This window comes from Shewanella sp. HL-SH4 (assembly GCF_051164845.1).
In the GTDB taxonomy this organism is placed as follows: Bacteria; Pseudomonadota; Gammaproteobacteria; order Enterobacterales; family Shewanellaceae; genus Shewanella; species Shewanella glacialimarina.
In genome coordinates this window covers 3,015,766-3,040,983 of sequence record NZ_CP195037.1, presented here as the reverse complement: position 1 = coordinate 3,040,983, position 25,218 = coordinate 3,015,766, and the positions used below count along the sequence as shown (strand labels likewise).

Annotated in this window: 21 protein-coding genes and 1 riboswitch; of the genes, 10 read left to right on the top strand and 11 right to left on the bottom strand. The window is 41.4% G+C overall.

Annotated elements, in window-relative coordinates:
• Positions 1-57: 57 nt before the first annotated feature.
• From ACRWQL_RS14260 to ACRWQL_RS14235, 6 genes are all read left to right on the top strand, one after another.
• On the top strand, positions 58-1,404 hold the full coding sequence (locus ACRWQL_RS14260) for an ABC1 kinase family protein (protein WP_434931292.1): 1,347 nt from the start codon (positions 58-60) through the stop codon (positions 1,402-1,404).
• Positions 1,405-1,476: 72 nt separating this feature from the next.
• The gene (gene bla, locus ACRWQL_RS14255) at positions 1,477-2,268 is read left to right on the top strand and encodes a subclass B1 metallo-beta-lactamase (protein WP_434950666.1); all 792 of its coding nucleotides are present in this window, start codon (positions 1,477-1,479) and stop codon (positions 2,266-2,268) included.
• A gap of 67 nt (positions 2,269-2,335) precedes the next feature.
• On the top strand, positions 2,336-2,722 hold the full coding sequence (locus ACRWQL_RS14250; RefSeq protein WP_434931290.1) for a VOC family protein: 387 nt from the start codon (positions 2,336-2,338) through the stop codon (positions 2,720-2,722).
• A gap of 212 nt (positions 2,723-2,934) precedes the next feature.
• Complete coding sequence (locus ACRWQL_RS14245; RefSeq protein ID WP_434950664.1) at positions 2,935-4,641, top strand: RluA family pseudouridine synthase; 1,707 nt, start codon at positions 2,935-2,937, stop codon at positions 4,639-4,641.
• Positions 4,642-4,982: 341 nt separating this feature from the next.
• Positions 4,983-5,408 (top strand): GYF domain-containing protein, encoded by a 426-nt coding sequence (locus ACRWQL_RS14240; RefSeq protein ID WP_434927002.1) that lies wholly within the window; start codon positions 4,983-4,985, stop codon positions 5,406-5,408.
• Between the two features lie 67 nt (positions 5,409-5,475).
• The gene (locus tag ACRWQL_RS14235; protein ID WP_434950662.1) at positions 5,476-6,774 is read left to right on the top strand and encodes a GYF domain-containing protein; all 1,299 of its coding nucleotides are present in this window, start codon (positions 5,476-5,478) and stop codon (positions 6,772-6,774) included.
• A 91-nt stretch (positions 6,775-6,865) separates the two neighbouring features.
• Here the strand turns inward: ACRWQL_RS14235 and cobO are convergent, their stop codons facing one another.
• The 8 genes from cobO to ACRWQL_RS14195 all read right to left on the bottom strand — a co-directional run bounded on the left by cobO (position 6,866) and on the right by ACRWQL_RS14195 (position 14,585).
• A complete protein-coding gene (cobO, locus tag ACRWQL_RS14230) occupies positions 6,866-7,558 on the bottom strand; it encodes a cob(I)yrinic acid a,c-diamide adenosyltransferase (RefSeq protein ID WP_434950660.1) in 693 nt (230 codons plus the stop codon).
• Entirely contained in the window at positions 7,555-9,039 is a 1,485-nt protein-coding gene (locus ACRWQL_RS14225; RefSeq protein WP_434953391.1) for a cobyric acid synthase, read from the bottom strand. Before ACRWQL_RS14225 ends, cobO begins: the two co-directional genes overlap by 4 nt.
• Before the next feature lie 80 nt (positions 9,040-9,119).
• A complete protein-coding gene (gene cobU / locus ACRWQL_RS14220) occupies positions 9,120-9,692 on the bottom strand; it encodes a bifunctional adenosylcobinamide kinase/adenosylcobinamide-phosphate guanylyltransferase (RefSeq protein ID WP_434950659.1) in 573 nt (190 codons plus the stop codon).
• Positions 9,692-10,474 (bottom strand): adenosylcobinamide-GDP ribazoletransferase, encoded by a 783-nt coding sequence (locus ACRWQL_RS14215; RefSeq protein ID WP_434931286.1) that lies wholly within the window; start codon positions 10,472-10,474, stop codon positions 9,692-9,694. Before ACRWQL_RS14215 ends, cobU begins: the two co-directional genes overlap by 1 nt.
• Before the next feature lie 7 nt (positions 10,475-10,481).
• Positions 10,482-11,528: a nicotinate-nucleotide--dimethylbenzimidazole phosphoribosyltransferase gene (gene cobT, locus ACRWQL_RS14210; RefSeq protein ID WP_434950657.1), complete on the bottom strand. Its 1,047-nt coding sequence runs from the start codon at positions 11,526-11,528 to the stop codon at positions 10,482-10,484.
• 75 nt (positions 11,529-11,603) lie between these two features.
• Positions 11,604-12,686, bottom strand: a complete 1,083-nt coding sequence (locus tag ACRWQL_RS14205; protein WP_434950655.1) for a FecCD family ABC transporter permease — start codon at positions 12,684-12,686, stop codon at positions 11,604-11,606.
• Positions 12,683-13,546: an ABC transporter ATP-binding protein gene (locus tag ACRWQL_RS14200; RefSeq protein ID WP_434953390.1), complete on the bottom strand. Its 864-nt coding sequence runs from the start codon at positions 13,544-13,546 to the stop codon at positions 12,683-12,685. Before ACRWQL_RS14200 ends, ACRWQL_RS14205 begins: the two co-directional genes overlap by 4 nt.
• Positions 13,547-13,711: 165 nt before the next feature.
• Positions 13,712-13,843, bottom strand: a riboswitch (cobalamin riboswitch).
• Positions 13,836-14,585 (bottom strand): histidine phosphatase family protein, encoded by a 750-nt coding sequence (locus ACRWQL_RS14195; protein WP_434950653.1) that lies wholly within the window; start codon positions 14,583-14,585, stop codon positions 13,836-13,838. (Overlaps the previous riboswitch by 8 nt.)
• A gap of 192 nt (positions 14,586-14,777) precedes the next feature.
• On the opposite strand from ACRWQL_RS14195, the gene metH reads away from it, so the two are divergent.
• Complete coding sequence (gene metH / locus ACRWQL_RS14190; protein WP_434950651.1) at positions 14,778-18,494, top strand: methionine synthase; 3,717 nt, start codon at positions 14,778-14,780, stop codon at positions 18,492-18,494.
• A gap of 185 nt (positions 18,495-18,679) precedes the next feature.
• On the opposite strand, the gene ACRWQL_RS14185 is transcribed toward metH, so the two are convergent.
• The 3 genes from ACRWQL_RS14185 to pbpG all read right to left on the bottom strand — a co-directional run bounded on the left by ACRWQL_RS14185 (position 18,680) and on the right by pbpG (position 21,917).
• Positions 18,680-19,882 (bottom strand): diguanylate cyclase domain-containing protein, encoded by a 1,203-nt coding sequence (locus ACRWQL_RS14185; protein ID WP_434950649.1) that lies wholly within the window; start codon positions 19,880-19,882, stop codon positions 18,680-18,682.
• A gap of 104 nt (positions 19,883-19,986) precedes the next feature.
• Positions 19,987-20,622 carry a cupin domain-containing protein gene (locus tag ACRWQL_RS14180; RefSeq protein WP_226415834.1) on the bottom strand — a complete coding sequence of 212 codons (636 nt, stop codon included), beginning with the start codon at positions 20,620-20,622 and terminating at the stop codon, positions 19,987-19,989.
• 395 nt (positions 20,623-21,017) lie between these two features.
• The gene (gene pbpG, locus ACRWQL_RS14175; protein ID WP_434953389.1) at positions 21,018-21,917 is read right to left on the bottom strand and encodes a D-alanyl-D-alanine endopeptidase; all 900 of its coding nucleotides are present in this window, start codon (positions 21,915-21,917) and stop codon (positions 21,018-21,020) included.
• Positions 21,918-22,315: 398 nt separating this feature from the next.
• Between pbpG and ACRWQL_RS14170 the strand changes: the two genes are divergently transcribed.
• From ACRWQL_RS14170 to rpiA, 3 genes are read left to right on the top strand one after another with little or no spacing between them, the layout of a single operon-like run.
• Positions 22,316-23,557, top strand: coding sequence for a hypothetical protein (locus tag ACRWQL_RS14170; RefSeq protein ID WP_434950647.1), 1,242 nt, complete (start codon positions 22,316-22,318; stop codon positions 23,555-23,557).
• 21 nt (positions 23,558-23,578) lie between these two features.
• Positions 23,579-24,403 (top strand): mechanosensitive ion channel family protein, encoded by an 825-nt coding sequence (locus ACRWQL_RS14165; RefSeq protein WP_434931279.1) that lies wholly within the window; start codon positions 23,579-23,581, stop codon positions 24,401-24,403.
• Positions 24,404-24,440: 37 nt separating this feature from the next.
• Positions 24,441-25,103 (top strand): ribose-5-phosphate isomerase RpiA, encoded by a 663-nt coding sequence (gene rpiA, locus ACRWQL_RS14160; protein WP_434927015.1) that lies wholly within the window; start codon positions 24,441-24,443, stop codon positions 25,101-25,103.
• Positions 25,104-25,218 lie beyond the last annotated feature (115 nt).

Sequence of the window (25,218 nt, the reverse complement as noted above, 5' to 3'; positions counted from 1 at the left end):
GCTTTATTGGCGTATTATTTGATCATCTTTCATTACTGGTAGTCGATTTTAGCCTATATGAACAAGCCATCTGATACTCAAAAAGCCGCTAAAGTACCCAGTAGCCGAGTTGCACGTTTTTCGGCATTTGGCGGGTTAGCCACTCGCTTAGCTGGCAACATAATTAAAGAAGGGGTAAAACAATACAGCCAGGGTCAATCACCGCAGCTGAAACAGCTGGTTATGACCCCAACGAATATTGGCCATATTGCAGACAAACTGGCGCAATTACGTGGCGCAGCGATGAAAGTCGGCCAAATGCTTTCGATGGATGCAGGCGAGCTGTTACCACCAGAGTTAACTGAAGTACTGGCCAAGTTGCGTTCTAACGCTAACTACATGCCCCATAAACAACTTATCGGCGTATTGAAGTCTCACTGGGGAGACAATTGGTTAGATGCTTTAGGTCAATTTGAGTTACGCCCATTTGCAGCAGCATCAATCGGTCAAGTGCATCTTGCTTACTTAGCCACAGGGGAGAAGCTGGCGGTAAAAATTCAATATCCGGGTATTAAAGACAGTATTGATAGCGACATTGATAATGTCGCCTCACTATTAAAAATGTCAGGATTAGTGCCGAATAACGTCAAACTTGACGAGCTCCTTTCCCAAGCTAAACAGCAACTACACCATGAGGCTGATTATCTTCACGAAGCGGCATTACTGATTCAATATAAGCAATGGGTTAAACACCAAGCCCACTTTATTGTGCCAAAAGTTTACCCTGCACTGAGTAACAACAGTATTTTATGTATGGAGTTTGTTGAAGGCCAGTCAATCGAATCTATAGCGTCATTAGATCAACACACCCGTGATAGTGTAGCCACCAGGTTATTACAGTTGTTTCTTGATGAGTTATTTACTTTTAAGCTTGTTCAAACCGATCCTAATTTTGGTAACTTTCAGTACCAAGCAGATACAGGTTGCATTGTACTGCTTGACTTTGGTGCTACGCGAACCATATCAAACGCCTTATCGCAGGGTTATAAATTACTGATGCAGGGCGCAATGACCAGTGATATGGCATTAATCACTAAGGCTGCATCACAAATTGGTTTCTTCCAAGACAATATTTCTGCTGAGCAGCAAGCATTGATTGTCGATATTTTTCATCAGGCATGCGAACCCTTAAGGCACAATGGCGAATATGATTTTGCCCAAAGCCGATTAGCTAAAAGAGTCACCGATGCAGCTAGATCAATGAGCACACAACAAGATGAATGGCACACGCCACCAATGGATGCTATTTTTATTCATCGTAAATTGGCAGGCATTTATTTGTTGGCGGCGAAGATTAAAGCTAAGGTTAACGTGCAGGCATTATTTTCTGTTCATCAAACTAATGATATCGAAAAATCGGTGTAACATGCCGTTATCTACTTTTTAAGAGCATGCTGTTAATGCTCAACCAACATCAAATATTATCTTGGAAAAACTATGGATAACGGCTTTAAAATCGGCTTGTTCTGTGCGTGCTTAATCAGTCTACTCGTTACCGCATCAAGCCAGGCACATTCGATTAATACAGAAACGGTTATCCGAAATAGCTCAAACAGCACCAGCCAACTAGGTGAGTTTGCAATTGCAGAAATTGCCGATGGCGTTTATCTGCATCATTCATATTTAAATGTTACTGACTTTGGTGTAGTCGAAGCCAATGGGCTTGTCGTGGTGCAAGATAAACAAGCTTACATTATAGATACACCATGGACAGACAGCGATACGGCATTGTTACTTGAATGGATAATACAGCAAGGTTTCACCCCTGTTGCCAGCATTTCGACCCATTCACATCAAGATCGCGCCGGTGGTATAGGCTATTTAAATAACCATGGCGTTCAGACTATTGTCTCTGACCGTACCCAAGATATTTTAGCTGTGACCAATAAACCCCAAGCGCATACAGCCTTTGAAGGTCATCGTTACACTGTAAAGTCTGATCTTATTGAGGTGTATGACTTAGGTGCTGGGCATACAAAAGATAACCTCGTGGTGTGGTTGCCAAAACAGCAAATGCTATTCGGCGGTTGTTTGATAAAATCACTCGACTCAAAAACCATGGGCTATATTGGCGAAGCCGATATGCAGGTATGGCCGACAACGATTAATAAAGTAAACCAACAGTTCCCTAACATTAATCTCGTTATTCCGGGCCATGGTGCAAGTGGCGATACGACATTGCTCAGCCATACCATTGAACTAATCGAACAGTATAATCGTACACAATAACCTTACTGAATTGAGCAAAAACCCGTCTATTAATCGAACTCAATGAGTTCACACAAGGAGAGTCACCATGTTTAGTCACATCATGATCGGCGTTAATGATATTGAAAAGTCGAAAAAGTTTTACGACGCAATTTTAGCGACTTTAGGCCACGCACCAGGTGTCATAGATGATAAAGGCCGCTGCTTTTACTTCACCCCTACAGGCATTTTTGCATTAACTAAGCCGATTAACGGCGAGCCAGCTTGTCATGGTAACGGCACGACTATTGGTTTTGCGGCTGAAACCCCTGCCGCTGCTGATGCATGGGAAGCTATGGGTGTTAAAAGTGGTGGTACCGCTTGTGAAGGAGCGCCAGGTCTACGCCAAGGTCCTGGCTTTGAATTGTATCTAGCCTATTTACGCGATCCTGATGGTAATAAACTGTGTGCACTGCACAGAGTTGCTAAGAAATAATCTGCACATGCAATCACAACTTAATGGGCGAAGTATTTATACTGCGCCCATTTTTTCATAAAATAAATTAGTAATACAACATCCTCTGAATTACGCTAAGACCTATTGAACCTTTATGCTTGAAAACACCACTTAAAGTAATAACGCTTATGGATGCATCACAATCCACTACAAGGTAAAATAGCCGCCCTTTGGTATAGTAAGAGTGTGTAATGGCTGTTAACGATCCCTGTTTTATTCTTTTCAATGGCAGTATTGCTGAACAAAGCTTACCGGAGTCGTTTACTTTTCCGTTTTATTATCAACCTCACACCCTATGCATACAAGCGGCAGAACAGTTACAACAAGACTTGTTAGACACAAACCCTTGGCGACATAACTTTGGCTTAGATCCTGAAAACGATCGTGGAATGGTCATAGGTAAAATGTTTGGGGTACTGGTTGTAAAAAATCAGCAGGACAAACTGGGATTTTTAGCGGCATTTTCAGGCAAGTTAGCAGATCAAAATATTTTGCCTCCCTTTGTACCGCCAGTGTTTGACATGTTAACTAAAGACAGCTTTTTTAGTGTTGAAAACAAACAAATCAATGATATCAATCAACTCATTATTCAGCATGAAACAGATCCCCAATTAACCAGGTTAGTTGACCTTTTAGCAGATCAACAGCTGCATTCAGAAAATGAGCTCGCACAGCTACGATCTGTCATTATTGAAAGCCGTAAGCATAGAAAAGATCAGCGTGAGCAAGCTGATTTAGCCTTAGCGCAACATAACATGACCACTGAAGCATTCACATCATTGTCAATTGAGCTTAGTCGCCAGAGTGTGCAACAAAAATTTAAGCTTACTGAGTTAAAACAACATTGGGCAATCAAGGTTGACTATACCCAGCAACAGGTTGACACACGACAACAACAAATAAACCAATTAAAAAAACAGCGCAAACAGCTTTCTAATCAACTGCAAAAGAAGCTGTTTAATCAGTACCAGTTTTTAAATGTGTTAGCAGAAAGCAAAGATTTAAACACAATATTTCACGATGCCCCGAATCATCTGTCTCCAGCTGGTGCTGGTGAATGTGCTGCACCTAAATTATTACAGTATGCCTTTCAGCACCAGTTAACCCCTATCGCTATGGCTGAGTTTTGGTGGGGCTCATCACCTAAATCAGAAATAAAGCAGCATAAAAACTTCTACCCAGCCTGCCACAGTAAATGCCGTCCTATATTGGCACATATGCTTAAAGGTATGACCGTCGACCCTGATCCATTACTTGTGAATACCGCAGTCAATAAGCACATTGAAATAGTCTATCAAGATAAAGACTTAGCGATTATCAATAAACCCGCTGAGATGCTCTCTGTGGCAGGAAAAAATGTCACCGACTCAGTACAAACCAGAATGAAACAATTATTTCCCCAAGCCACTGGTCCACTTATAGTACATCGTCTTGATATGTCGACTTCAGGACTAATGGTAATAGCACTAACCAAAGACGCTAACAAAGCATTACAACAACAGTTTATTAACCGCACAGTAATCAAACGCTATATTGCATTAGTTGACGGTAAACCTAAGGGGCAAAATGGCACAATAAACTTGCCGCTTAGAGTCGATTTAAATGACCGCCCCAAGCAATTAGTTTGTTATGAACACGGTAAGCAAGCCGAAACCTATTGGGAGGTATATAAGCACAAAGGTGCCTGCACCCTTTTACACTTATATCCAAAAACAGGACGTACTCATCAACTTAGAATGCACTGCGCCCACCACCAAGGCTTAGGATTGCCTATTGTGGGAGATGACTTATATGGTATTCAGCAAAACAGGTTGCATCTGCACGCAGCATTTATCGGCTTTAACCACCCAACCACCGATGCGTGGATCGAATTTAATACTTTTGCTGACTTTGAATGATCGACATCAAAGACCCGCTAGGTAAAAACAATGAGACTATAATATCAGCACTAAAAAAAGCTTAACACTGCTGCAGTGTTAGGTTTGCGTCAAATAGACATTACACATTTAACAAGATCGATCCTTGATAAACAGTAGTCATGTTAAAAAATATAGGTTATTGTAACAAAATATATAGGTGCTAATTATGACTTCTGCTTGTTGTTGACACTTTTAGCTCCTAAAACATGACAAACCAAGTGACGTTGCCGCAAAAACGTGACTATAGTTGTAGACTACACCCCTGATTAATTATAAAAATAACTATAAGCTCAAGCACTGTTAAGGATAAAAGTGGAACTATGAAAGAATGGTATTTCTCACATAATGGTGAAGTTAGCGGGCCTCTAGGCTTGTCGGACTCAAACAAGTTTATCGAAAAAAACCCAGACACCTACGCCTGGCATCCATCTTATGCCCAATGGATACCAGTCAGTCATGTCGATGAGTTTGATATAGTAATCACACCACCACCTCCGCCTCAAGCTATCCCAAAAAAGTTGATTGAGCGTTTTATAGCAAAAGAACAAGAGCTTAATACCGCACTAAGTCGAATTGAAACAACGATAAAGTCTCTTAGCAATTCACTCGCTGATTTTGATCGTGATACTAATAAGACGAAAACGATAACCCAGAATTTAAATCAAGAAGTTAAAACAACAATCCGAAGTGTTAATGAACAGTATGAGGCTTTACAAAGAACTCTTGCTGGCGTCGCAACTAAGTAATGATTCCAAATCATATTTGCGATAACTCCTAATCACTGTTGATAACGACTAAATAAGAATTATGATTATGAAAAAATGGTTTTTTTCACATGATGGCGACGTAACAGGGCCATTAACCGAAGTTGAGGCTATTGCGTTTTTACAAGACCAGCCTAACTGTTATGGCTGGCATCCAGCATTTTCACAATGGCTGCCGGTTAGCCATATTAGTGAATTCTCTGGTTTAGTGTCGCAGCCAGAATCGCCAGCTCAAATTCCAAAAGAGCTTATTAACGAGTTTACCTCTAAGCGACATGAGTTGACTGAAAACCTCGTTGAAATAGACGAGTCTATTAAATATTCTAAAACTTATCTATATGAGTTAGAACAAGAAATAAATATATACAAGCGTCTAACAAGTAAGTTAAGCGATGAAGTTAAGAACAATATCAGCAGCATTGAAAGTCGATATGAAGATTATCAAGCCCATTTTGAAGAACTTGTTAACGCTGTCAGTATTGCTAAATCTGAAATAGCTGAAGTCACTACAGAATTTGATAAACGTCTACAAATAAGAGAAAAAGATCAAGCCTCAGTGCCTACGCCGTCTCAAGTTATGTCAGATGCTTCTGCCACATCAATTATTGCCTCGAGCGTATCATTTGAATCAGTAGCAGCGAAATCAACATCAATCGATCCAGTTGCCACTAAATCGGCATCTATTGATCCTGTCGCTACTAAAACGTTATCACTTGACCCTATAGCAACCAAGTCTGCATCATTAGACCCTGTGGCTAGCTCAGGACTATCATTAGATCCCGTAGCAACAAAAACAGTGCCTTTAGATCCTATTATTAGTAAAACAATCACCCTAGATAACGTTGCTGAAATTAGACCCAGAACAGCATCGTTAGACCCTCAGCCTATCCGACCATCGGCCAGCATGGACAATGTTGCTGTACGCTTGAAGCCGGGGGAATCTATTGATGATATTACGCCAAAAAAGTCGCAAGAGAAAATTGATAACATTCAATTTTCTGAAGAACTAAAAAACAATATAGAACAAAAGCTTGAAAAGGTTTTTGAAGCAAGCCCTGCAATACCTGATCAAAAGTCTAGTTCAAAAGCTGAGCCCTCTGCAAAATTGCAAGGCGTGACCAGTATTTTAAAATCAGTGTTCAGGGGCGATAAAAAAGTTGAACCAAAGCAAGAAGTCAAAGTGGAATCACCAGTATCTCTAGCCCACAGCAATGATGATCTAGATGATGATCATGATGACCATGATGACGATTTTCTTGATAATGAAGAACGAAATGGAACTGACGGAGAACCTACTGCAGCAGATAAAGAAAGCCGTATGCGCCGCCGTAGTAGAAGACGTCGTTAACACTAAGTACCAATACAAATGGCCAACTTAACGTAAGTTGGCCATTTTTTTAGCTGAACCCTATGTATGCTTTCAGCGACATTTTTATTAATTAATAGTCAAATCCTAACTGAGCTTTGATCCCTGCATTAAACGCATGCTTAATCGGCTGGACTTCACTCACCGTATCAGCAAGCTCGATAATCTCCCGGTGACAAGAACGCCCAGTAATAATCACATGTTGCATTGCAGGTCTGTTTCTCAAGGCTGTGAGAACTCGCTCTAACTCGATATAATGATAGCTAACCATGTAGGTTAACTCGTCCAATAATAATAAATTCACCGACTTATCTTGCAGCAGTTTCTCTGCGTATTCCCAGGCTTCTACAGCCGCTTTAGTATCTTTTTCTTTATCTTGTGTTTCCCAGGTAAAGCCGGTTCCCATAACATGGAACTCAACCCCTGCACCTTCTAACAAATTACGTTCACCACATGCCCAAGTGCCTTTAATAAATTGCACTACCGCGGCTTTGTGACCGTGGCCAACCGCGCGTGCAACAGAGCCAAAGCCAGAAGTTGATTTACCTTTACCATTACCGGTAAGCACTAATAAAATGCCCTTTTCTTGCTGTGCTGCGGCAATTTTAGCGTCTACACCTAGCTTTACTTTTTGTTGACGTGCTTTATGGCGATCCGCCTTTTGATTATCAAGCTTAGTACTTTCAAGACTTGTATTGTCAAGATTGGTACTGTCAACATCAGTACTGTCGATGTTTGCATTGTTGTCTGTTGTCTTCTCGGTCATGAGATCACTCCGGTTAATTTGTCTAAATCAAGATGTGTTTCTAATACGTCAGCAAGACGATTTAATTGCTGTTCGCGAATGTGATTAATATCGATTGCTTCAGCTTGCGCAAGACCGGCCCATTGTAAAAGCAGCTGACAAGCTGCTGGACTATCAAATAAGCCATGAATATAAGTACCCATAATCAAGTTATCTTGACTAACTTGACCATCAAACTGAGCCGTATCTGTGCCAATTTGAATCGGATGCGAAATATCGCTATGGGTAAAGCTCGATACACCACAATGAATTTCATAGCCTGTAAAGCTAACCTGTTGCTGCTCTAATTGTAAGTAACCACTTACTTGAGTAAGGGTTTTATGTGTGGTTAATTCAGTATTAATATCCAACAAAGCTAAACCTTTGATGCTGCCTACAATATCTTCTACACCGTGGGGATCATCAATCAGATGGCCTAGCATTTGATAACCACCGCAAATACCAATCACTTTTCCACCGTAACGTAAATGCTTAAAAATAGCCTTATCCCAGCCTTGCTGGCGCATAAAAAGTAAGTCGGCACGGACATTCTTACTGCCAGGTAAAATGATTAAATCAGCATAAGGAAACACCTTATGTTGATCTGCCATGCTGATATAGCGAAACTCAACCTGAGGATGCAGGCGTAATGGATCAAAGTCGGTATGATTACTAATCCGCGGAAAAACTAGCACCAATACGATTAGCTTGTTCGTGGTAAGTGAGGGGCTTAGGTTTGAAGATTCAACTAAACCGTCTTCGGCATCAAGATGTAAGTCGTGCAAATAAGGTAATACACCAAAAACAGGTTTTTTAGTATAGCGTTCTAACCAGTCAATGCCGGGTTGAAGCAAACCTATATCACCGCGAAATCGATTAATCACAAAGCCTTTTACTCTAGCTTGTTCAGATTCGCTCAATAGTGCCAATGTACCCACAAGGTGAGCAAACACACCGCCTTTATCGATATCAGCAATGATTATCACCGGGCAATCCGCGACTTCGGCAAAGCCCATATTAGCGATATCACCCTGGCGTAAATTAATTTCAGCGGGACTGCCAGCGCCTTCAATAACGACCAGTGAGTACTGTTGCTGCAAGCGCCGATAAGATTGCATCACTGCCGTTAATGCTAGGGTTTTATAACCTTGGCTTTCAGGTCCAAAAAATGCTTTAGCTTCAAGTGTGGTTAGCGCTTTACCATGAATAATGACTTGAGCACCGGTATCAGAACTAGGTTTAAGTAATACAGGGTTAAAATCAGTATGCGGCTTTAGATAACAGGCAATGGCTTGCAACGCTTGTGCTCGGCCAATTTCACCACCGTCTTCGGTTACCGCACTGTTTAACGCCATATTCTGTGGTTTAAACGGCGCGACAGCAATATGCTTACGGGCAAAAACACGGCACAAACCAGCAACTAGAGTACTTTTACCCGCATCGGATGTGGTGCCCTGCACCATCAAAGCCCCTGTTAATATATTTTTGAAGTCGCGAGTAGATGGGGTATGACTGGTCTTGAGATGAGCGCTATCTATAGCCATTAGGATTTAGGTGCTTTTAATGAAAGAGGTAATCCGGCAACGACTAAACTGACTTGATCAGCCAATAAAGCAACGGATTGGTTTAACCAACCAGCTTGATCAACAAACTCACGGCTCAGTTCCCCCATTGGCACAATACCCGACCCAACTTCATTACTGACTAATACAATATGAGATTGCAGTTGTGGCAAAGTCGACAGTAACTGCTTTTTTTCCATTTGCCAGCTAGATAGGATACCGTTTTGTAATTGCTCTGGTGCCAAAGATAATAGATGATTGCTTAAATATAAGGTTAAGCAGTCAACTAAAATAACCTGGTTAGCTTTATCAATTTGGTTTAAACAATCAGCCAATGCCAATGGTGTTTCAATGGTTTGCCACAACAGCTTACTGGTAATTCGATCCTGCTGATGACGCGATATTCTTACGTTCATCTCGTCATCACCAGCTGTAGCAGTCGCAATGTAAATGATGTCCATATGTTGCGGTAGCGGCTTAACAATATTGGCAACTTGCTGCTCTGCAAAGCGACTTTTACCGCTTCTGGCTCCACCGAGTACTAAATGGATCACTAACTTAAACCAACCGCCAAAATAACCAAGTAGCACACAATTTCGCTAACTTGTTGCGCGGCACCTAAGGTATCACCCGTGTATCCGCCTATTTGGCTTCTAAATAAACTGCCTAATAGAAAACGTACACCCCAAAGAATAATAAACAAAGCAAAAGCAGCAAAACCATTGAGCCACAACAATACAAAAATACCGCTGGCTAACAGAATGAACAAATCGTTCAACGACTGATGCTGCGCTAAAGGTTTAGATTTGCCACTGTCATCTCGGACATATTTTTCACTAAATATTAAGCTAGCGGCAACCACTCTGCTCAATGTGTGCGCCACAATAAAACCACTAATTGCCGCCATTGGGCTATATAATGCTAGCTCCACTAATAACTGCCATTTCAATAACAACGCTAAACCAATAGCTAACGCACCATAACTTCCCAAACGGGAATCTTTCATTATCAGTAGTTTTTCTTCAACACTCCAACCACCACCAAAACCATCTGCAGTGTCCGCTAAGCCATCTTCATGGAAGCCACCGGTGGCAATAACACCGACGACCATGGCCACTAATACCGCTATACTGGCCGGTAAAATAAGTTGCACTAGCCAAAATACCAAGGCACTGATTAAGCCAATCACTAAGCCTACTACACCAAAAAATCGGCTAGATTTGTTGAGCTTTTCAGCATCAATTACCACCCATGATGGGATAGGAAGACGAGTAAAAAAACTTAATGCCACAAAAAATAGATTTAATTGTCTTAAACCACGGTATAGATTAGCCATACTTTCCTTAAACTACATTATCAACACCAGCATCTTCGAAACTGGCCATGTCATTATAAAAATTGATTGCTGCTTGTACTATGGGTAGTGCCAACGCCGCCCCCGTTCCTTCCCCTAAACGTAATCCTAGGGACAAAATAGGCTTAGCATTTAAATGCGCTAGCATTAATTTATGCCCTTGTTCTTCTGATTGATGAGCAAACACTAAATAGTCTCGAGCCGCAGGGTGTAATCTTACAGCGACTAATGCCGCAGCGGTAGAGATAAACCCATCAATTAGCACTAATATTTTTCGCTCAGCCGCCGCCAAGATAGCCCCAGTCATTTGCACAATTTCAAATCCGCCCAAACACGCTAAAATATGCAGGGGAGAAGTTAAACTTGAACGATGTAATATTAATGCCTGACTGATAAGTGATTTTTTCAATGCATAGGTCTTGTCATCAATACCTGTACCGCGCCCGACGCATTGCTCAACATCTATATCAAGTAACACCGCCATCATTGCCGCTGCGGATGAGGTATTACCTATGCCCATTTCACCAAGGGCGATGACATTACAACCGGACAATACGTGTCGTTCAACCACTTCACTAGCAGCCTCAAAACCTTGTGTGACTTGCTCAATAATCATGGCTGGTGCAAGATGAATCGCCTCGGTACCATTACCTAATCGATGTTCAGTTATCCCATCTAACCCCAAAGGAGCGAGTACACCAGCATCTACAACTTCTAGATTAAAGCCCATTTGCCGACAAAAAACGTTAACTGCGGCGCCACCATGAACAAAATTAGCCACCATTTGGCTGGTGACTTCACTTGGGGCAATAGACACGCCGTACTTAGCAATACCGTGGTCGCCGGCAAACACCAATAAACCAGGCTGGTTAATATGTAATTTTGTGGCTGTAGGATCACATGAAAACTGTATTTGAGCGATTTGCTTAACTAATACTTCCAGTAAGCCTAGGGATCCCTGAGGTTTAGTTTTTTGATCAATCTTATGTTGGATCATAGCATCAAACTGATGAGTAACCGGCACAACGGTAAACATAACCACTCCTCGTCAGGGGAATCACTGACAAATCAAAAAACGTCATTAACACTCAAGCTATTATTAACTCAGCTATTAGCGCCTGTGCCGTAGAATAAATAAGAAAAATACACTGCCAATGGCTGCGGTAATAATACCTACTGGTAACTCTTGATTGCCTAAAATACAACGAGCGACAACATCAATCCAAACCATAAACAGCCCACCTACCATGGCCGTTACTACCATAGGCTGGCGTCCTGGAAATAATAATCGTACACAATGGGGGATCATCAAACCAACAAATCCAATGCCACCACAACTTGCGACTAAAATGGCGGTGATCAACGAGCACAATAACAACATATTTAAACGCAGTTTGGCGACATTAACCCCTAGGGTATGCGCGGTTTCATCACCGGCTTGCAGCGCAACAATTTGACGTTTAAATACTAAAATAATGACTAAACTGCTGGCCACAATAACACTGGGTAATACCACGCCAGCCCAACTAGCTTTAGCAAAGCTGCCTAATGTCCAAAACAACACTGAGGCAGTGGCTTGCGGGCTTGAAAAATACAGCACTAGACTCGTTAAGGAACCAAATAAAAATGATGTAGCCACACCTGATAACAACATCCGCTCAATTTGGCTACTGCGTCCTAAACCAGACAAACTCAACACCAGCAGTACTGACAAACTTGCGCCCGCAAATGCGCCTATAGGCAGGAGTAAATTTTGCCAACTCCACCAAGCGAGTTGCCCAGAAGAAAGCGCAAGTAAATCAGCCTGCGCAAATAAGCCGCTTGATAGCAGGCTAAAAACCACCACAGCGCCAAATGATGCACCAGAACTAATGCCAAACAAATACGGGTCGGCTAATGGATTGCGGGTAACTGTTTGCAATACGCTGCCCGCTAAGGCCAAGCCAGCTCCAGCAACAAAAGCCAGCATAATACGCGGAAAACGCAGTTCAAATACAATCCGTTCAGTAATGCTTGCTGGATGAAAGACCAAGTCATCTTGCCAAGGCAGTCGTTGAATTATCGCCGATAACACATCGGTAAAGTTGATACTGGCGGCACCAAAGCTGGCCGCAGCAATCGGGCTCATTGCTGCCAATATAGCCAATATAAACAGAAAAAATTGGTAGCGACGGTGATCTTTAACTGGGGTCATAATTGAACCTCGCTACCATTGGAAACTAATGCGTTAACGGCAAATGCTTTGGCGTGATCTTGAGGCACATAACCATAAAAATAATTGATCAGCGGTTTAGCATGTTGCGGATGTTTTTTAACTTCGCAGCACACTTCAAATACGTCGCCAATTTGCGCTTCTGTTAGTACCTCAGTTGGACATCCCTGCGCCACCAGCAGGCCCTTATTGAGTAATAAAAGGTGGTCACACATTGCACTTGCCAGGTTTAAATCATGAATAGACGCAATGACCGTAATACCTAAACTTTTCACTAATTCTAAAATTTGAATTTGATAACGAATATCTAAATGATTAGTTGGTTCATCTAAAATCAGTAATTGGGGGCGCTGCACTATCGCTCGAGCAATCAAAGCTCGTTGTTTTTCACCACCCGATAATTGGCCATATTGCAAAAACGCTTTATCAGTTAACCCCACTTTATTGATGGCATCATTAATAAGCTGATTATCTTCGGCGGTATAGCCATCAAACATACCTTTATGCGGTGTTAAACCCATTGCAATTAATTGACTGGTATTCATATCAAAAAACTGCGGAGTATCTTGTTGGACTACGGCAACTTGAGTGGCAAAAGCTTTTCCATGAAATTGACTAATATCTTGACCAAATAAGGATATTGTTCCGCGACTTGGGGTAATGTAGCGATATAAACAGCGCAGTAAACTCGATTTACCCGCACCATTTGGGCCAATAATTCCAAGCATTTTATTGGCTGTAAGGCTAAAACTAATATCAGCTAAAATTTGAGTATCATCATGTCGCCAACTCAGCTGATTAACCACTAAAGCAGGTATCGATGCTGATGAATTAGCGGCCATTAGCGCTTCAACACTTTGGGAGTTCACAAATAACGCCCTCGACAATGGCTTGATTTACGATTAAGTAAGCCAAGCATAAACAAGCCGAAGTTAACTAGATGGCTAATAGGGGAAGCACGAACAAGATCAAACATACACGCTCCGCTGAGTATCCCGCTCAGGCGTAAAAATGAATAGTGACAAGCTGGTATCTGACTTTTGCTGGCCACAGACATATAATATGCAGGACAAACAATCACAGTTGCGGGGACAGTTCGGGCTTACCCGATTCCCAATACTCAACACTATATTAAAACGGCTCTATTTTGGTGGTTAATGATGGCCAGTTCAATCTAAAACTGAGCTTTTCAAAACATAAGCTGCCTTGTGTGGCCATTTGTAAGTCATCTGCATCAATAAATACATCAACTGTCATCAACGCGGCATAGGGTAATTGTAATTGCGTAAACACACCAGCCTGCCCTTCAGCACCTAAAAGTTGTGCCATAATGCAACGCATTACCCCGCCATGGGTCACAACAAGTGCTTGATTGGGTAATTCACTTGCAAAAGTTTCATTGGTCAATTTTGCAGTGGCAAAAGACTCATCCTGAACATCACCGTCAATCGAATTCAGCATCTGACTAATAATTTTCACTAATACCTGCTTCACTCGAGCACTAAAATCAACTAAGTGCTCACCTCCTGGTGGCGTGTTGTCATGCAGCCAAGGGTTTGCCCAGTATGCATCTAATTGCGCTTGGTGTAGCTTATATAATGCCTGCCAGGTTTGACCATCCCATTGGCCAAAATCAATTTCTTGTAAACTGTCTAATAGGGTTATGGGCAACTGGTGTTGTTTTGCGATAAGGTCACTAAACACAGCGCAACGCCTCAACGGGGATGAATACACAATAGCAGGGCATAGCGCTAAGCTATTAAAAGCTTGTTGCATTTGTATTTGACCTTGCTCAGACAAGGCTACATCTGTTTTACCGCGCAGGATCTCACCGCCAAGGCAGTGACCATGGCGCAGGAATACCAATTGAAGATGTTTCATGGTTTTCTGCCTTGCCCTGAAGATAACAACTCGCGTATTATGGACGTCTATACGTATAAATGTCCAAACAAAATTCTGTTTGTTGAGAGCCAGCTATTCATTATTTACCCATTAACTCTCAACAAAATAGCTAGTTAGATAAATATGTCACGATTAAGTTAACGTGCCACTGCATTAAAAAGGTAATCCGTTATGACCAAGTCAACTTCCTACAGTCAAGTGCTTGAACAACTGACAAACACGCTAAAAGAGCGAATTGTCATTCTCGATGGTGCTATGGGTACCATGATCCAAGACTACAAGTTGGAAGAAGAAGATTACCGTGGTGACAGATTTAAAGACTGGCATTGCGACGTCAAAGGCAACAATGACATGTTGGTCCTTAGCCAACGTCAAATCATTAAAGATATTCATACTAAGTATCTGCTAGCCGGTGCTGACATTATTGAAACCAACACCTTTAACGCTACCACCATTGCTATGGCTGACTACGATATGCAGTCGCTATCGGCTGAAATTAATTTAGAAGGTGCCCGGGTTGCACGCGAAGCAGCCGATGAAGTGGCCGCCCAAACGGGTTATGCCCGCTATGTAGCGGGTGTGCTTGGTCCAACCAATCGCACCTGTTCAATCAGCCCAGATGTAAACGACCCTAGCTTTCGTAACGTTAGCTTTGATGAGTTAGTTGATGCCTATGTTGAATCAACTACCGCCTTAATTGAAGGCGGCGCCGACATCATTATGGTTGAAACCATCTTTGATACCTTAAATGCCAAAGCCGCCTTATTTGCCATTGAGAAAGTATTTGATCAACTTGGCGATCGCTTGCCAGTAATGATTTCAGGCACAATTACCGATGCATCTGGTCGCACATTGACCGGCCAAACCACTGAAGGTTTTTACAATTCACTGCGTCATATCAAGCCGTTATCTATCGGTCTTAACTGTGCATTAGGTCCAAAAGAACTGCGCCCTTATGTTGAAGAGTTATCCCGTATTGCTGAATGTTTTGTGTCTGCTCACCCTAACGCAGGTTTGCCAAACGAGTTTGGCGGTTACGATGAAACTCCTGAGGAGATGGCTGAAGTCATTAGTGATTGGGCCCGTGAAGGCATGCTGAATATTGTAGGCGGATGTTGTGGCAGCACACCCGCTCATATCAATACCATACGTGAATCAGTGATCAATCATGAGCCACGCCAGATACCCGACATTCCGGTAGCTTGTCGTTTATCAGGATTAGAGCCATTAACCATTGATGGTAACTCACTCTTTGTTAACGTCGGCGAACGAGCCAACGTGACCGGCTCAGCTAAATTCTTACGCTTAATTAAAGAAGAAAAGTTTGAAGAAGCCTTAGATGTGGTGCGCGAACAGGTTGAAAATGGTGCGCAAATAATCGACGTCAACATGGATGAAGGCATGCTAGACGGTGCTGAATCGATGAAGAAATTCTTAAACTTAATCGCCTCTGAACCCGATATATCCCGCGTGCCTATTATGATCGACTCATCAAAATGGGAAGTGATTGAAGCCGGCCTTAAGTGTGTTCAGGGCAAGTCTATTGTTAACTCTATTTCGATGAAGGAAGGCGAAGAAGCCTTTATCAAACAAGCCACTCTAGTCAAACGCTACGGCGCTGCAGCCATAGTGATGGCCTTTGATGAAGACGGCCAAGCCGATACCCGAGAGCGTAAAACCCAAATTTGTACCCGTGCCTATCGCTTATTAGTTGATGTGGTCGGCTTTGCCCCTGAAGACATTATTTTTGACCCGAACATTTTTGCTATTGCCACTGGTATTGATGAACACGACAACTATGCGGTCGATTTTATTGAATCGATTAAAGACATTAAAGCCACATTACCCTATGCGATGATTTCAGGTGGCGTATCAAACGTGTCATTTTCATTCCGTGGCAACAACCCAGTACGTGAAGCCATTCATGCGGTGTTCTTATACCATGCGATTCAAGCGGGTATGGACATGGGCATTGTTAACGCTGGGCAGCTGGCTATATATGATGATATTGATGCAGATTTAAAGCAAAAAGTCGAAAACGTGGTTCAGAACCTGCCCTGCCCGGTTGCAGATTCAACCAACACAGAACAATTATTAGATGTGGCTGAAAAGTACCGTGGCGACGGCACTCAAGTGGCTAAAAAAGAAGATTTAGCATGGCGTAGCTGGCCGGTAGAAAAACGCTTATCGCACGCCCTAGTCAAAGGTATCACCGAATTTATTGATGAAGACACTGAAGCAGCAAGGCTTCAAGCAGCACGTCCACTTGATGTTATTGAAGGGCCGCTGATGGACGGCATGAATGTGGTCGGCGACTTATTTGGTGCTGGTAAAATGTTCTTGCCACAAGTGGTTAAATCCGCTCGAGTGATGAAAAAAGCGGTTGCTTTTTTAAACCCGTATATTGAACTAGAAAAAGTTGAAGGCCAATCAAACGGTCGTATCTTAATGGTTACGGTTAAAGGTGATGTGCATGATATTGGTAAAAATATTGTTGGCGTTGTCTTGGCTTGTAACGGTTATGAAGTGGTTGACTTGGGCGTGATGGTATCGGTTGATAAAATTCTTGAAGCGGTGAAAGAGCATAATATTGATATTATTGGCATGTCAGGCTTAATTACCCCAAGCCTTGATGAAATGGTACATAACGTCAAAACCTTCCACCGTGAAGGCCTGACCATTCCAGCCATCATCGGCGGAGCGACTTGTTCTAAAATTCACACGGCTGTAAAAATTGCGCCGCATTATCCGCATGGCGCCATTTATATTGCCGATGCCTCGCGCGCAGTGCCTATGGTGTCTAAGCTGATTAACAATGAAACACGCCAGGCGACTATTGATGCAGAATATGCTGAATATGATGTCATGCGTGAAAAACGTTTATCGCAAACTAAACGTAAAACCATTGTGCCAATTGAGGTTGCCCGCGAAAATCGCTGTAAACATGATTGGGAAAACTACACTCCATTCACGCCAAATGTGTTAGGCCGCCAAGTTTTTGATGATTATCCACTGGAAGATTTAGTCGAGCGTATCGATTGGACACCATTCTTTAGAAGCTGGGAACTTCACGGCCGCTATCCAGATATTTTAGAGGATAAAGTCGTCGGTGAAGAAGCACGTAAATTATTTGTTGATGGTAAAGCCATGCTTGAAACCATCATCAGTGAAAAGTGGCTAACGGCTAAAGCGGTAATAGGTTTATTCCCTGCTAATACAGTCAACCATGACGATATTGAACTGTATACCGATGAAAGCAGAACCACAGTAGAAATGACTACCCATCATTTACGTATGCAATTAGATCGAGTTGGCAACGACAACTTCTGTTTATCGGACTTTGTTGCGCCAAAAGATTCTGGTGTCGCTGACTACATGGGCGGTTTTGCTGTAACTACAGGCCATGGCATTGATGAGCATGTGGCACGCTTTGAAGCCAATCACGATGACTACAATGCCATTATGCTTAAATGCCTTGCTGACCGTTTAGCAGAAGCGTTTGCTGAACGCATGCATGAGCGAGTACGCAAAGAGTTTTGGGGTTACGCGGCTGATGAAGTGCTTGATAACGAATCACTTATTCGTGAAAAATACAAAGGTATACGTCCAGCACCAGGCTATCCGGCGTGCCCTGATCATACTGAAAAAGGCCTATTATGGGATTTACTTAAACCAGATGAAACTATCGACTTAAATATTACCGAAAGCTATGCAATGTTCCCTACAGCGGCAGTATCAGGTTGGTATTTTGCCCATCCAAAATCCCGCTATTTTGGAGTTACTAACATAGGTAAAGACCAAGTAGAAGATTACGCAAAACGTAAAGGCATGAGCTTAGCCGAAGCCGAGCGTTGGTTATCACCTGTGCTTGACTACGATACAGAGTAATCATTACTTTATATCCTTAGAAAGTCCTCTTTACTCCCCCAAGTGACTCATAGCAGGCCGATACTCAGGCCTGCTATGAGTCACTATTGATCAATCATCGAATAATTGAAACGGTAATGTTTATCAAACGAACTCTCTAAGTTATAACAATACTTGGATAGACTAGCAGAGAGCATTAAGCTAAGTTAATTCTGTTGCGCAATAAAACCAAATCTATCGACATTCAACTCTTGTAAACTAGCGGCCTGAGAAGTATTAACTTGCTGAATGGGTTGCTTCAAGACACGTTCTGCTTGTTGCATTAATATTTGCCAACTATGGTCATTGTCTGACTGCATCGCAAAACCAATGTTGATATTAACTCTCAGGTCATCGTGCAATGGTTTAATGACTAAATTAGCCACTTTCTCTTTTAATCTAACGGTTAACCGTTGTAATTGATCCGTTGAAGTCTCTTCAAACAACAAGACAAACTTATTATCATGCTGTCTGAAAATGCCGCTATTAATATGAGCCGTAAACTCTAAAACACTGGCGACATGCTTAACAACAATATCACTACCACCGTAGCCATATTGTTCACTTATATGAGGTAGTGAATCAATCTCAACAATCATAATGGCCATAGGGGCATTTTGATAAAGACCTAACTCAAAAACTTGTTTGGCTCGATGGGGTAAAGCTTGGCGATTTAACAGTCCTGTTAATGGATCAACCTGAGTCACATCTTGCAATTTGAGTTGTTGTTGACGATATACAATTAAACAACACGATAATGTTATCAAGATTAAAAAAGTGAACACAGCCAAAGTGCCTGACGATTGTAAAACGCGATTCCCCGCAGCACTTAAGGTTAATTGTTTATCAAAAGCTACAAATATAAATCGAACAAATTGTTGTCCAAAAAATATCAATTCAGCAAACAGAAAAGGGTAATAAATAGCGTGAAGCTTTCTAGATTTAGCCGCCAATATAATGGTCAAAACAGTACAGATATTAATAAGCATTAACAAAGGGTATATATAAAGCAACCTAGATGTCAGTGACTCTAAAAAGCCTGGAACGTAATGCATTAAAAACACAATTACAGCGATCAATATCATTGATGGCCACTGAGGGGTAAGCTGAAGCTGCCGTCTGATACCGGCAAGTAAACCAAGATGAGCTAATATATAACATGCATTAGCTAAGCTAGGGCCAAGCCAATAGGGAATAGGGAAAGAGTAAGAAAGTAAGCCAATGCAACTACTGACAAAAAATAATCCACCAGCTATGCTCCAATCTATTAAGCTGCGCTGGCGATGACCAACAACATAAAATGCCAGTAAACTGATAGCCATCATCGCACTGACTATTGCGGTTGATACGTGAAGAGTAAAAGCATCCATTGCTAAATTACATCCTAAATATGCATGTTAAGTTAATATATCGTTAAAAATAATACTTTAAAAGCAACAAACTAACATTTATCACAAATGACGCGTTATATCCGTTATAAATGCCCTGTTTTGACCCAAATAACCGTATCCTGTTCAACATAGGGATTATGCTGACTTAAGTGCGGACTGCGTAGCCAGGTCCCAGCAGGATAATGGCCGTGTTCATCAATAAACTCGCCACTGATAACATATATTTCTTCACCACCAAAATGACGATGTGGTTGAAATTGACATCCTGCAGGCCAAAAAACTAACGCACTGGATTCAGTTAGATGCTGATGTAACGGCATTACTTGCAACTGACCTTGGCCCGGTAACCAAGGCGCGTGTTGAGTGTCGATACGAACTTGCTTTAAATCTGATGGTTGAAACTGGTGCAACTTAACCAGTAATTCACAGCCCTGTAAACTAAAAGGGGCGTGACTAAAACCTTCGGGATTGCGAATGTATGTGCCCGCTGGATAATCGCCAGTCTCATCAGAAAACACGCCAGATAAAACCAGAATTTCTTCGCCTAATGGGTGTGGATGTGATGAAAAACGGGCACCCGCATCATATTTAACGATACTGGTTGCATGGCCTTGCTCAGCTTCTTCTCTAGCAAGACGCTTACGCCACACGCCCTTCGCGGGGCTTTTATCCCAGCCCAATTGATTAGTATCAATAACCACACGTTGGTTAAAGTCCATGTTAATTGAGTCACTTTTTATCGACTTTAAAGGATTAATCTCTGGGATATCAACATCGTTAGAATTACTACTTTGCATTACGGTTCCTCATTCACACTATGTGGTTATCATAGATTGATTAAACAGGAAAACAAGCAGGTACAATTGTGACACCTAGGTACTTTTAGGTGTATTTTAATGAAATATAAGTATTAATTTAATTTACCAGACCGATAAATAATGAGAGCCTTAAAATGCTTTCACCCAATAATGCAATATTATAAGGTCACCACAAGTTAAGGCTCACGACAAAACCTAGTTAATAAACTGTCGTAGCTGCAATGCTTAACAGGTCAACTAAATGTGCCCATTACAAAATGCTCAACCACCCACTTTTGGACTTTAGCTACTGATGTTTAGCTATTAGATTTGGCCAATTGCTTTTGTTGTTTATATGCCTTAGCCGATGCAGGAATTGGGGTTACTTTACCCGTTTCTAACCATTTTTTAAGACGGCTAGCATCTGCTATATGGGTATATTTGCCAAAGGTATCAAGCACCACAAATGCGACTTTTCGCTTATTCATTTCGGTCAACATAATCAAGCAATGACCGGCTTTGCTGGTATAGCCAGTCTTAGTTAGCGCGATATTCCAACCGTCTTTAAATACCAACTTGTTAGTATTCTGGAAGTCAAGATTGTATCTTGGCTTATTGAAAATAATGTGTTTTTTCTCAGTTGAACTTAACTTGCCCAATAAAGGATATTTTTGACTTTCCTGTAGCAAAATAACCAAATCCTTTGCACTGGAGACGTTATCAGCAGATAAACCTGTTGGCTCTGCATAACGAGTTTGCTCCATACCCAATGCTTTCGCTTTGGCATTCATTGCATCAATAAAAGCAAAGTAGCCACCAGGATAATGATGGGCAAGCGCTGTTGCTGCACGATTCTCTGAAGACATTAACGTCATCAGCATCATGGTTTCACGGCTAACTTCACTGCCAACTCGAACTCTGGAGTAAACATTACGCATAATTGGAGCTTGATGAATATCTACGGTAATCATTTCATCTAAAGGTAATTTAGCATCTAATACCACCATTGCAGTCATCAACTTAGTCACAGATGCGATGGGAACTTGATGATTAATATTACTCGAATATAAAACTTCATTAGTGTTAAGGTCCACCAGCATAGCACTACCTGCGGCTAGCTCTTGTTGCTGAGAAGACGCAACGGCTGTTGCTGCATAAGCCTGATGGGTTAAGCTAGCTAATAATAACAGTGTCGAAAAAGCAGATTTGAATGGCATCATCAAGGTTAATTTTTCAATAAAAAAATAAAAATTAAGTATACGCTAAACAATGATCAATCAGCGAGTCAATTCATACGAAAGTAGCGCTTTAACTTCACTTTCCATGAACAAATAGCCTACGGGGTCATTACATCGTTTTATCTGCTAAACCGTTATCGATTAGTCATTAAGATAGCTATACTCATTTATTAATCATACTTGCCAGCAGTAATAACCTATAATCACAGTAAATTGGTAATAATAACAATCACAACTAGCACTCTATGCCAGCGTTAATTTACTGTTATAGTACTTATTCTGACGTAATGAAAAACGTTATACCTGTTAATTCGATTTACTTTTTAGAGGTTGGATCAGATGCTGCTTACTAATGGCTTGATCAAATGGATAACATTATGGCAATGACTATCGATGCACTTCTTGGTAAGTGGCAACAATTTCTAACCTATATCAACCCTAATAGTGCCGCTACAGAGCAAGAGTCAGAGCCGACAAATACGTTATCCTTAAAAGCCATTGCGCAAACCTATCGACACCATGGGCTTAGAAGCCCGCTCAAACAACAGATCTCTTATTCAGTAAATACGGATATTTACCATGTTATCGGGCGAGAACAAGCTATAGATCAAATCAACAACGCCATTGAGTTATGGCGTGATAATCAAGGTGAATTGAGCGCGATCATTGCCCCTTTTGGAGCAGGTGTCAGTACTTTTATTCAGAATATTATTCGCGGGCAACCGGAGTCTGAGCCACTATTATGGCTTAGCTTCTGTAAAGCGCCGCTGTCTTCAAAAGAAGCTATCGCCACTTTATATGATTGTTTTGATATCCAAAATGAGCCCCAATCAATTACAGATGCCATTAGATTAATCAATGCACAGCCTCAACATATTATTTTCCTGGATGACATTCATCGATTAATGCAGCGCCGAATGGGCAGTTATCAAGCTTTGGTAACATTAGCGACTATATTAATGGAAACCAGGCAAAGGCATTGCTGGATTATGGGGTGTGAAACCTATGTATGGCAAAGACTCTCTTCGCAATATCAAATTACTCATTTTATTAAGACCGTAGTTCAGCTTAAGTATTTTACTCAGACTGAACTAACCACATTTCTTACGCTTTACTTACCTGATATGGGTATAAATTTACCGCATGAAAGCAATAACACACAAGAGAATGAAGGCGATTCAGCTCTCACCATAGAGTTAAACGCCCTAGAGTCCCACACCAAAACCTTAATGAAAATCTGCCAAGGCCAGCCTAGACTCGCTTTATTCATTTTAAAGCAATCTATTGATGAGCATAAGGTATCTAAACTTAGCGATCTCAACTCAAAAGATATTTTCACTATCGACACCCACGCACTAAAAAGTTTAGATGAAGAATCTCTCTTTGCACTCGCAGAAATTTATGTTCATGGCGGATTAACCGTTGAACATTTAAGCATTATTTTCAACATGTCTATCGAAGAAAGCTCGTTAAAATTGGAGTTTCTCAGCAGGCAAGGTCTATTGATAACACAATACTGTGAAAGTGATTTTGCGCGACACTTTTATCAAATACCGCCAGTACTGAGTAAAATAGTCGCCACGCACCTGCTTAATCACAACAAACTTTTTAGCTTCTAATCATTACCAAAGAGAATAGGTATGGAATCAACAACAGACGCATTACAGTCGCTAATTAGCATCATCTCATTAGAGAAAATAGCCTTAATTTTATTGATATGCTTTTTTGCCTGGGCGCTATTGAATGTAATAAAAATCAGTTTAGATAAACTCACCATAAAGCTGCCAAAATATCGATTATTCTGGGGACGACTTTACCCGTTTATCCGCTTATTTATTTGGGGCTGCGTAATAATTTATACTACTGCAGGAATTATCGCACCTCACCAAAATGTAGTGTTAGCTATGATTGGTTCAATCAGTATAGTTATCGGTTTAGCGACTCAAGAACCGGCAAAAAATATGATTGCAGGCTTCATTATTATGTTAAATCCCCCCTATCGAGTGGGTGATATGGTCTCGCTCGCAGGCCATTATGGTGAAGTAATAAAACTTGAATGGAGCGTAACCTGGCTGCGAACCTTTGATGACAACACCATCATGGTGCCTAATGCTGAGGTATTAAAAAATGCCGTATCAAATGCCAATAGCGGCGCCCTAGATGAAATGGTTGTAATCAGTTTTAATTTACCTTTGCACGCCGATCATAAACAAGCCATAGCCCTCGCCAAAGAAGCTACACAATGCTCACCTTACACCTTTTTAAATAAGCCCATTAGGATCATATTAGGGACAGATTTATCCTATGGGCAGCATATGCAAACCATTACCATAAAAGCTTATGTAATGGATGTACGCTTAGAGAGAAAGTTCATCAGCGATATCAATGTAAGAGTGTTAGATGCTTTTAAAGATGCGCATTTTTATGACGACAAGCAAATAATTTCGCCGCAGGTTACGTTATAATCGAGATAATGTTAAAAACAACTAATGGAATTGCCTAATGACTCAAGATGAAATGAAAAAAGCGGCTGGCTGGGCTGCATTAAAATATGTCGAAAGAGATACCATTGTAGGTGTAGGTACAGGCTCAACGGTTAATCACTTTATTGATGCACTAGCAACAATGAAAGATGATATTAAAGGCGCGGTTTCAAGCTCCGAAGCATCAACAGCAAAAATGAAACAATTAGGCATTGAGGTATTTGATCTAAACAATGTTGCAGACATAGCCGTTTATGTCGATGGCGCCGATGAGATTAACGACCGCATGGATATGATTAAAGGCGGTGGTGCAGCTTTAACCCGTGAAAAAATTGTTGCCGCAGTAGCCAAAAAATTCATCTGTATTGTTGATAACACTAAACAAGTATCGATATTAGGCGACTTCCCGCTACCGGTAGAAGTTATCCCGATGGCGCGCTCATATGTGGCACGTGAATTAGTTAAATTGGGCGGTGATCCTGAATATCGTCAAGGTGTAGTGACCGATAATGGTAATGTGATAATAGATGTTCACAATATGAAAATTTTAGATCCTAAAGTAATGGAAACTAAAATTAATGCCATAGTCGGCGTTGTAACCAATGGTTTATTTGCTAACCGTGGCGCTGATGTATTGCTAGTTGGCACACCTGAAGGCGTTAACACTGTCACCTCAAAGTAACAGCTTTTTATACTGCTAGCTTTGAAATAGCTATTTTTTAGCAGCTTAACAGGCTAGAGCAGCATTCTCTTCTAATAAAAAACCTAACTCACTAAGTTAGGTTTTTTATTTATCT

Excerpts from the sequence above, each read along its gene's own strand:
- ACRWQL_RS14260 (WP_434931292.1), top strand. The coding sequence starts at position 58 with ATGAACAAGCCATCTGATACTCAAAAAGCCGCTAAAGTACCCAGTAGC.
- bla (WP_434950666.1), top strand. The coding sequence starts at position 1,477 with ATGGATAACGGCTTTAAAATCGGCTTGTTCTGTGCGTGCTTAATCAGT.
- ACRWQL_RS14250 (WP_434931290.1), top strand. The coding sequence starts at position 2,336 with ATGTTTAGTCACATCATGATCGGCGTTAATGATATTGAAAAGTCGAAA.
- ACRWQL_RS14245 (WP_434950664.1), top strand. The coding sequence starts at position 2,935 with ATGGCTGTTAACGATCCCTGTTTTATTCTTTTCAATGGCAGTATTGCT.
- ACRWQL_RS14240 (WP_434927002.1), top strand. The coding sequence starts at position 4,983 with ATGAAAGAATGGTATTTCTCACATAATGGTGAAGTTAGCGGGCCTCTA.
- ACRWQL_RS14235 (WP_434950662.1), top strand. The coding sequence starts at position 5,476 with ATGAAAAAATGGTTTTTTTCACATGATGGCGACGTAACAGGGCCATTA.
- cobO (WP_434950660.1), bottom strand. The coding sequence starts at position 7,558 with ATGACCGAGAAGACAACAGACAACAATGCAAACATCGACAGTACTGAT.
- ACRWQL_RS14225 (WP_434953391.1), bottom strand. The coding sequence starts at position 9,039 with ATGGTGCAGGGCACCACATCCGATGCGGGTAAAAGTACTCTAGTTGCT.
- ACRWQL_RS14215 (WP_434931286.1), bottom strand. The coding sequence starts at position 10,474 with ATGGCTAATCTATACCGTGGTTTAAGACAATTAAATCTATTTTTTGTG.
- cobT (WP_434950657.1), bottom strand. The coding sequence starts at position 11,528 with ATGTTTACCGTTGTGCCGGTTACTCATCAGTTTGATGCTATGATCCAA.
- ACRWQL_RS14205 (WP_434950655.1), bottom strand. The coding sequence starts at position 12,686 with ATGACCCCAGTTAAAGATCACCGTCGCTACCAATTTTTTCTGTTTATA.
- ACRWQL_RS14200 (WP_434953390.1), bottom strand. The coding sequence starts at position 13,546 with ATGGCCGCTAATTCATCAGCATCGATACCTGCTTTAGTGGTTAATCAG.
- ACRWQL_RS14195 (WP_434950653.1), bottom strand. The coding sequence starts at position 14,585 with ATGAAACATCTTCAATTGGTATTCCTGCGCCATGGTCACTGCCTTGGC.
- metH (WP_434950651.1), top strand. The coding sequence starts at position 14,778 with ATGACCAAGTCAACTTCCTACAGTCAAGTGCTTGAACAACTGACAAAC.
- ACRWQL_RS14185 (WP_434950649.1), bottom strand. The coding sequence starts at position 19,882 with ATGGATGCTTTTACTCTTCACGTATCAACCGCAATAGTCAGTGCGATG.
- ACRWQL_RS14180 (WP_226415834.1), bottom strand. The coding sequence starts at position 20,622 with ATGGACTTTAACCAACGTGTGGTTATTGATACTAATCAATTGGGCTGG.
- pbpG (WP_434953389.1), bottom strand. The coding sequence starts at position 21,917 with ATGCCATTCAAATCTGCTTTTTCGACACTGTTATTATTAGCTAGCTTA.
- ACRWQL_RS14170 (WP_434950647.1), top strand. The coding sequence starts at position 22,316 with ATGGCAATGACTATCGATGCACTTCTTGGTAAGTGGCAACAATTTCTA.
- ACRWQL_RS14165 (WP_434931279.1), top strand. The coding sequence starts at position 23,579 with ATGGAATCAACAACAGACGCATTACAGTCGCTAATTAGCATCATCTCA.
- rpiA (WP_434927015.1), top strand. The coding sequence starts at position 24,441 with ATGACTCAAGATGAAATGAAAAAAGCGGCTGGCTGGGCTGCATTAAAA.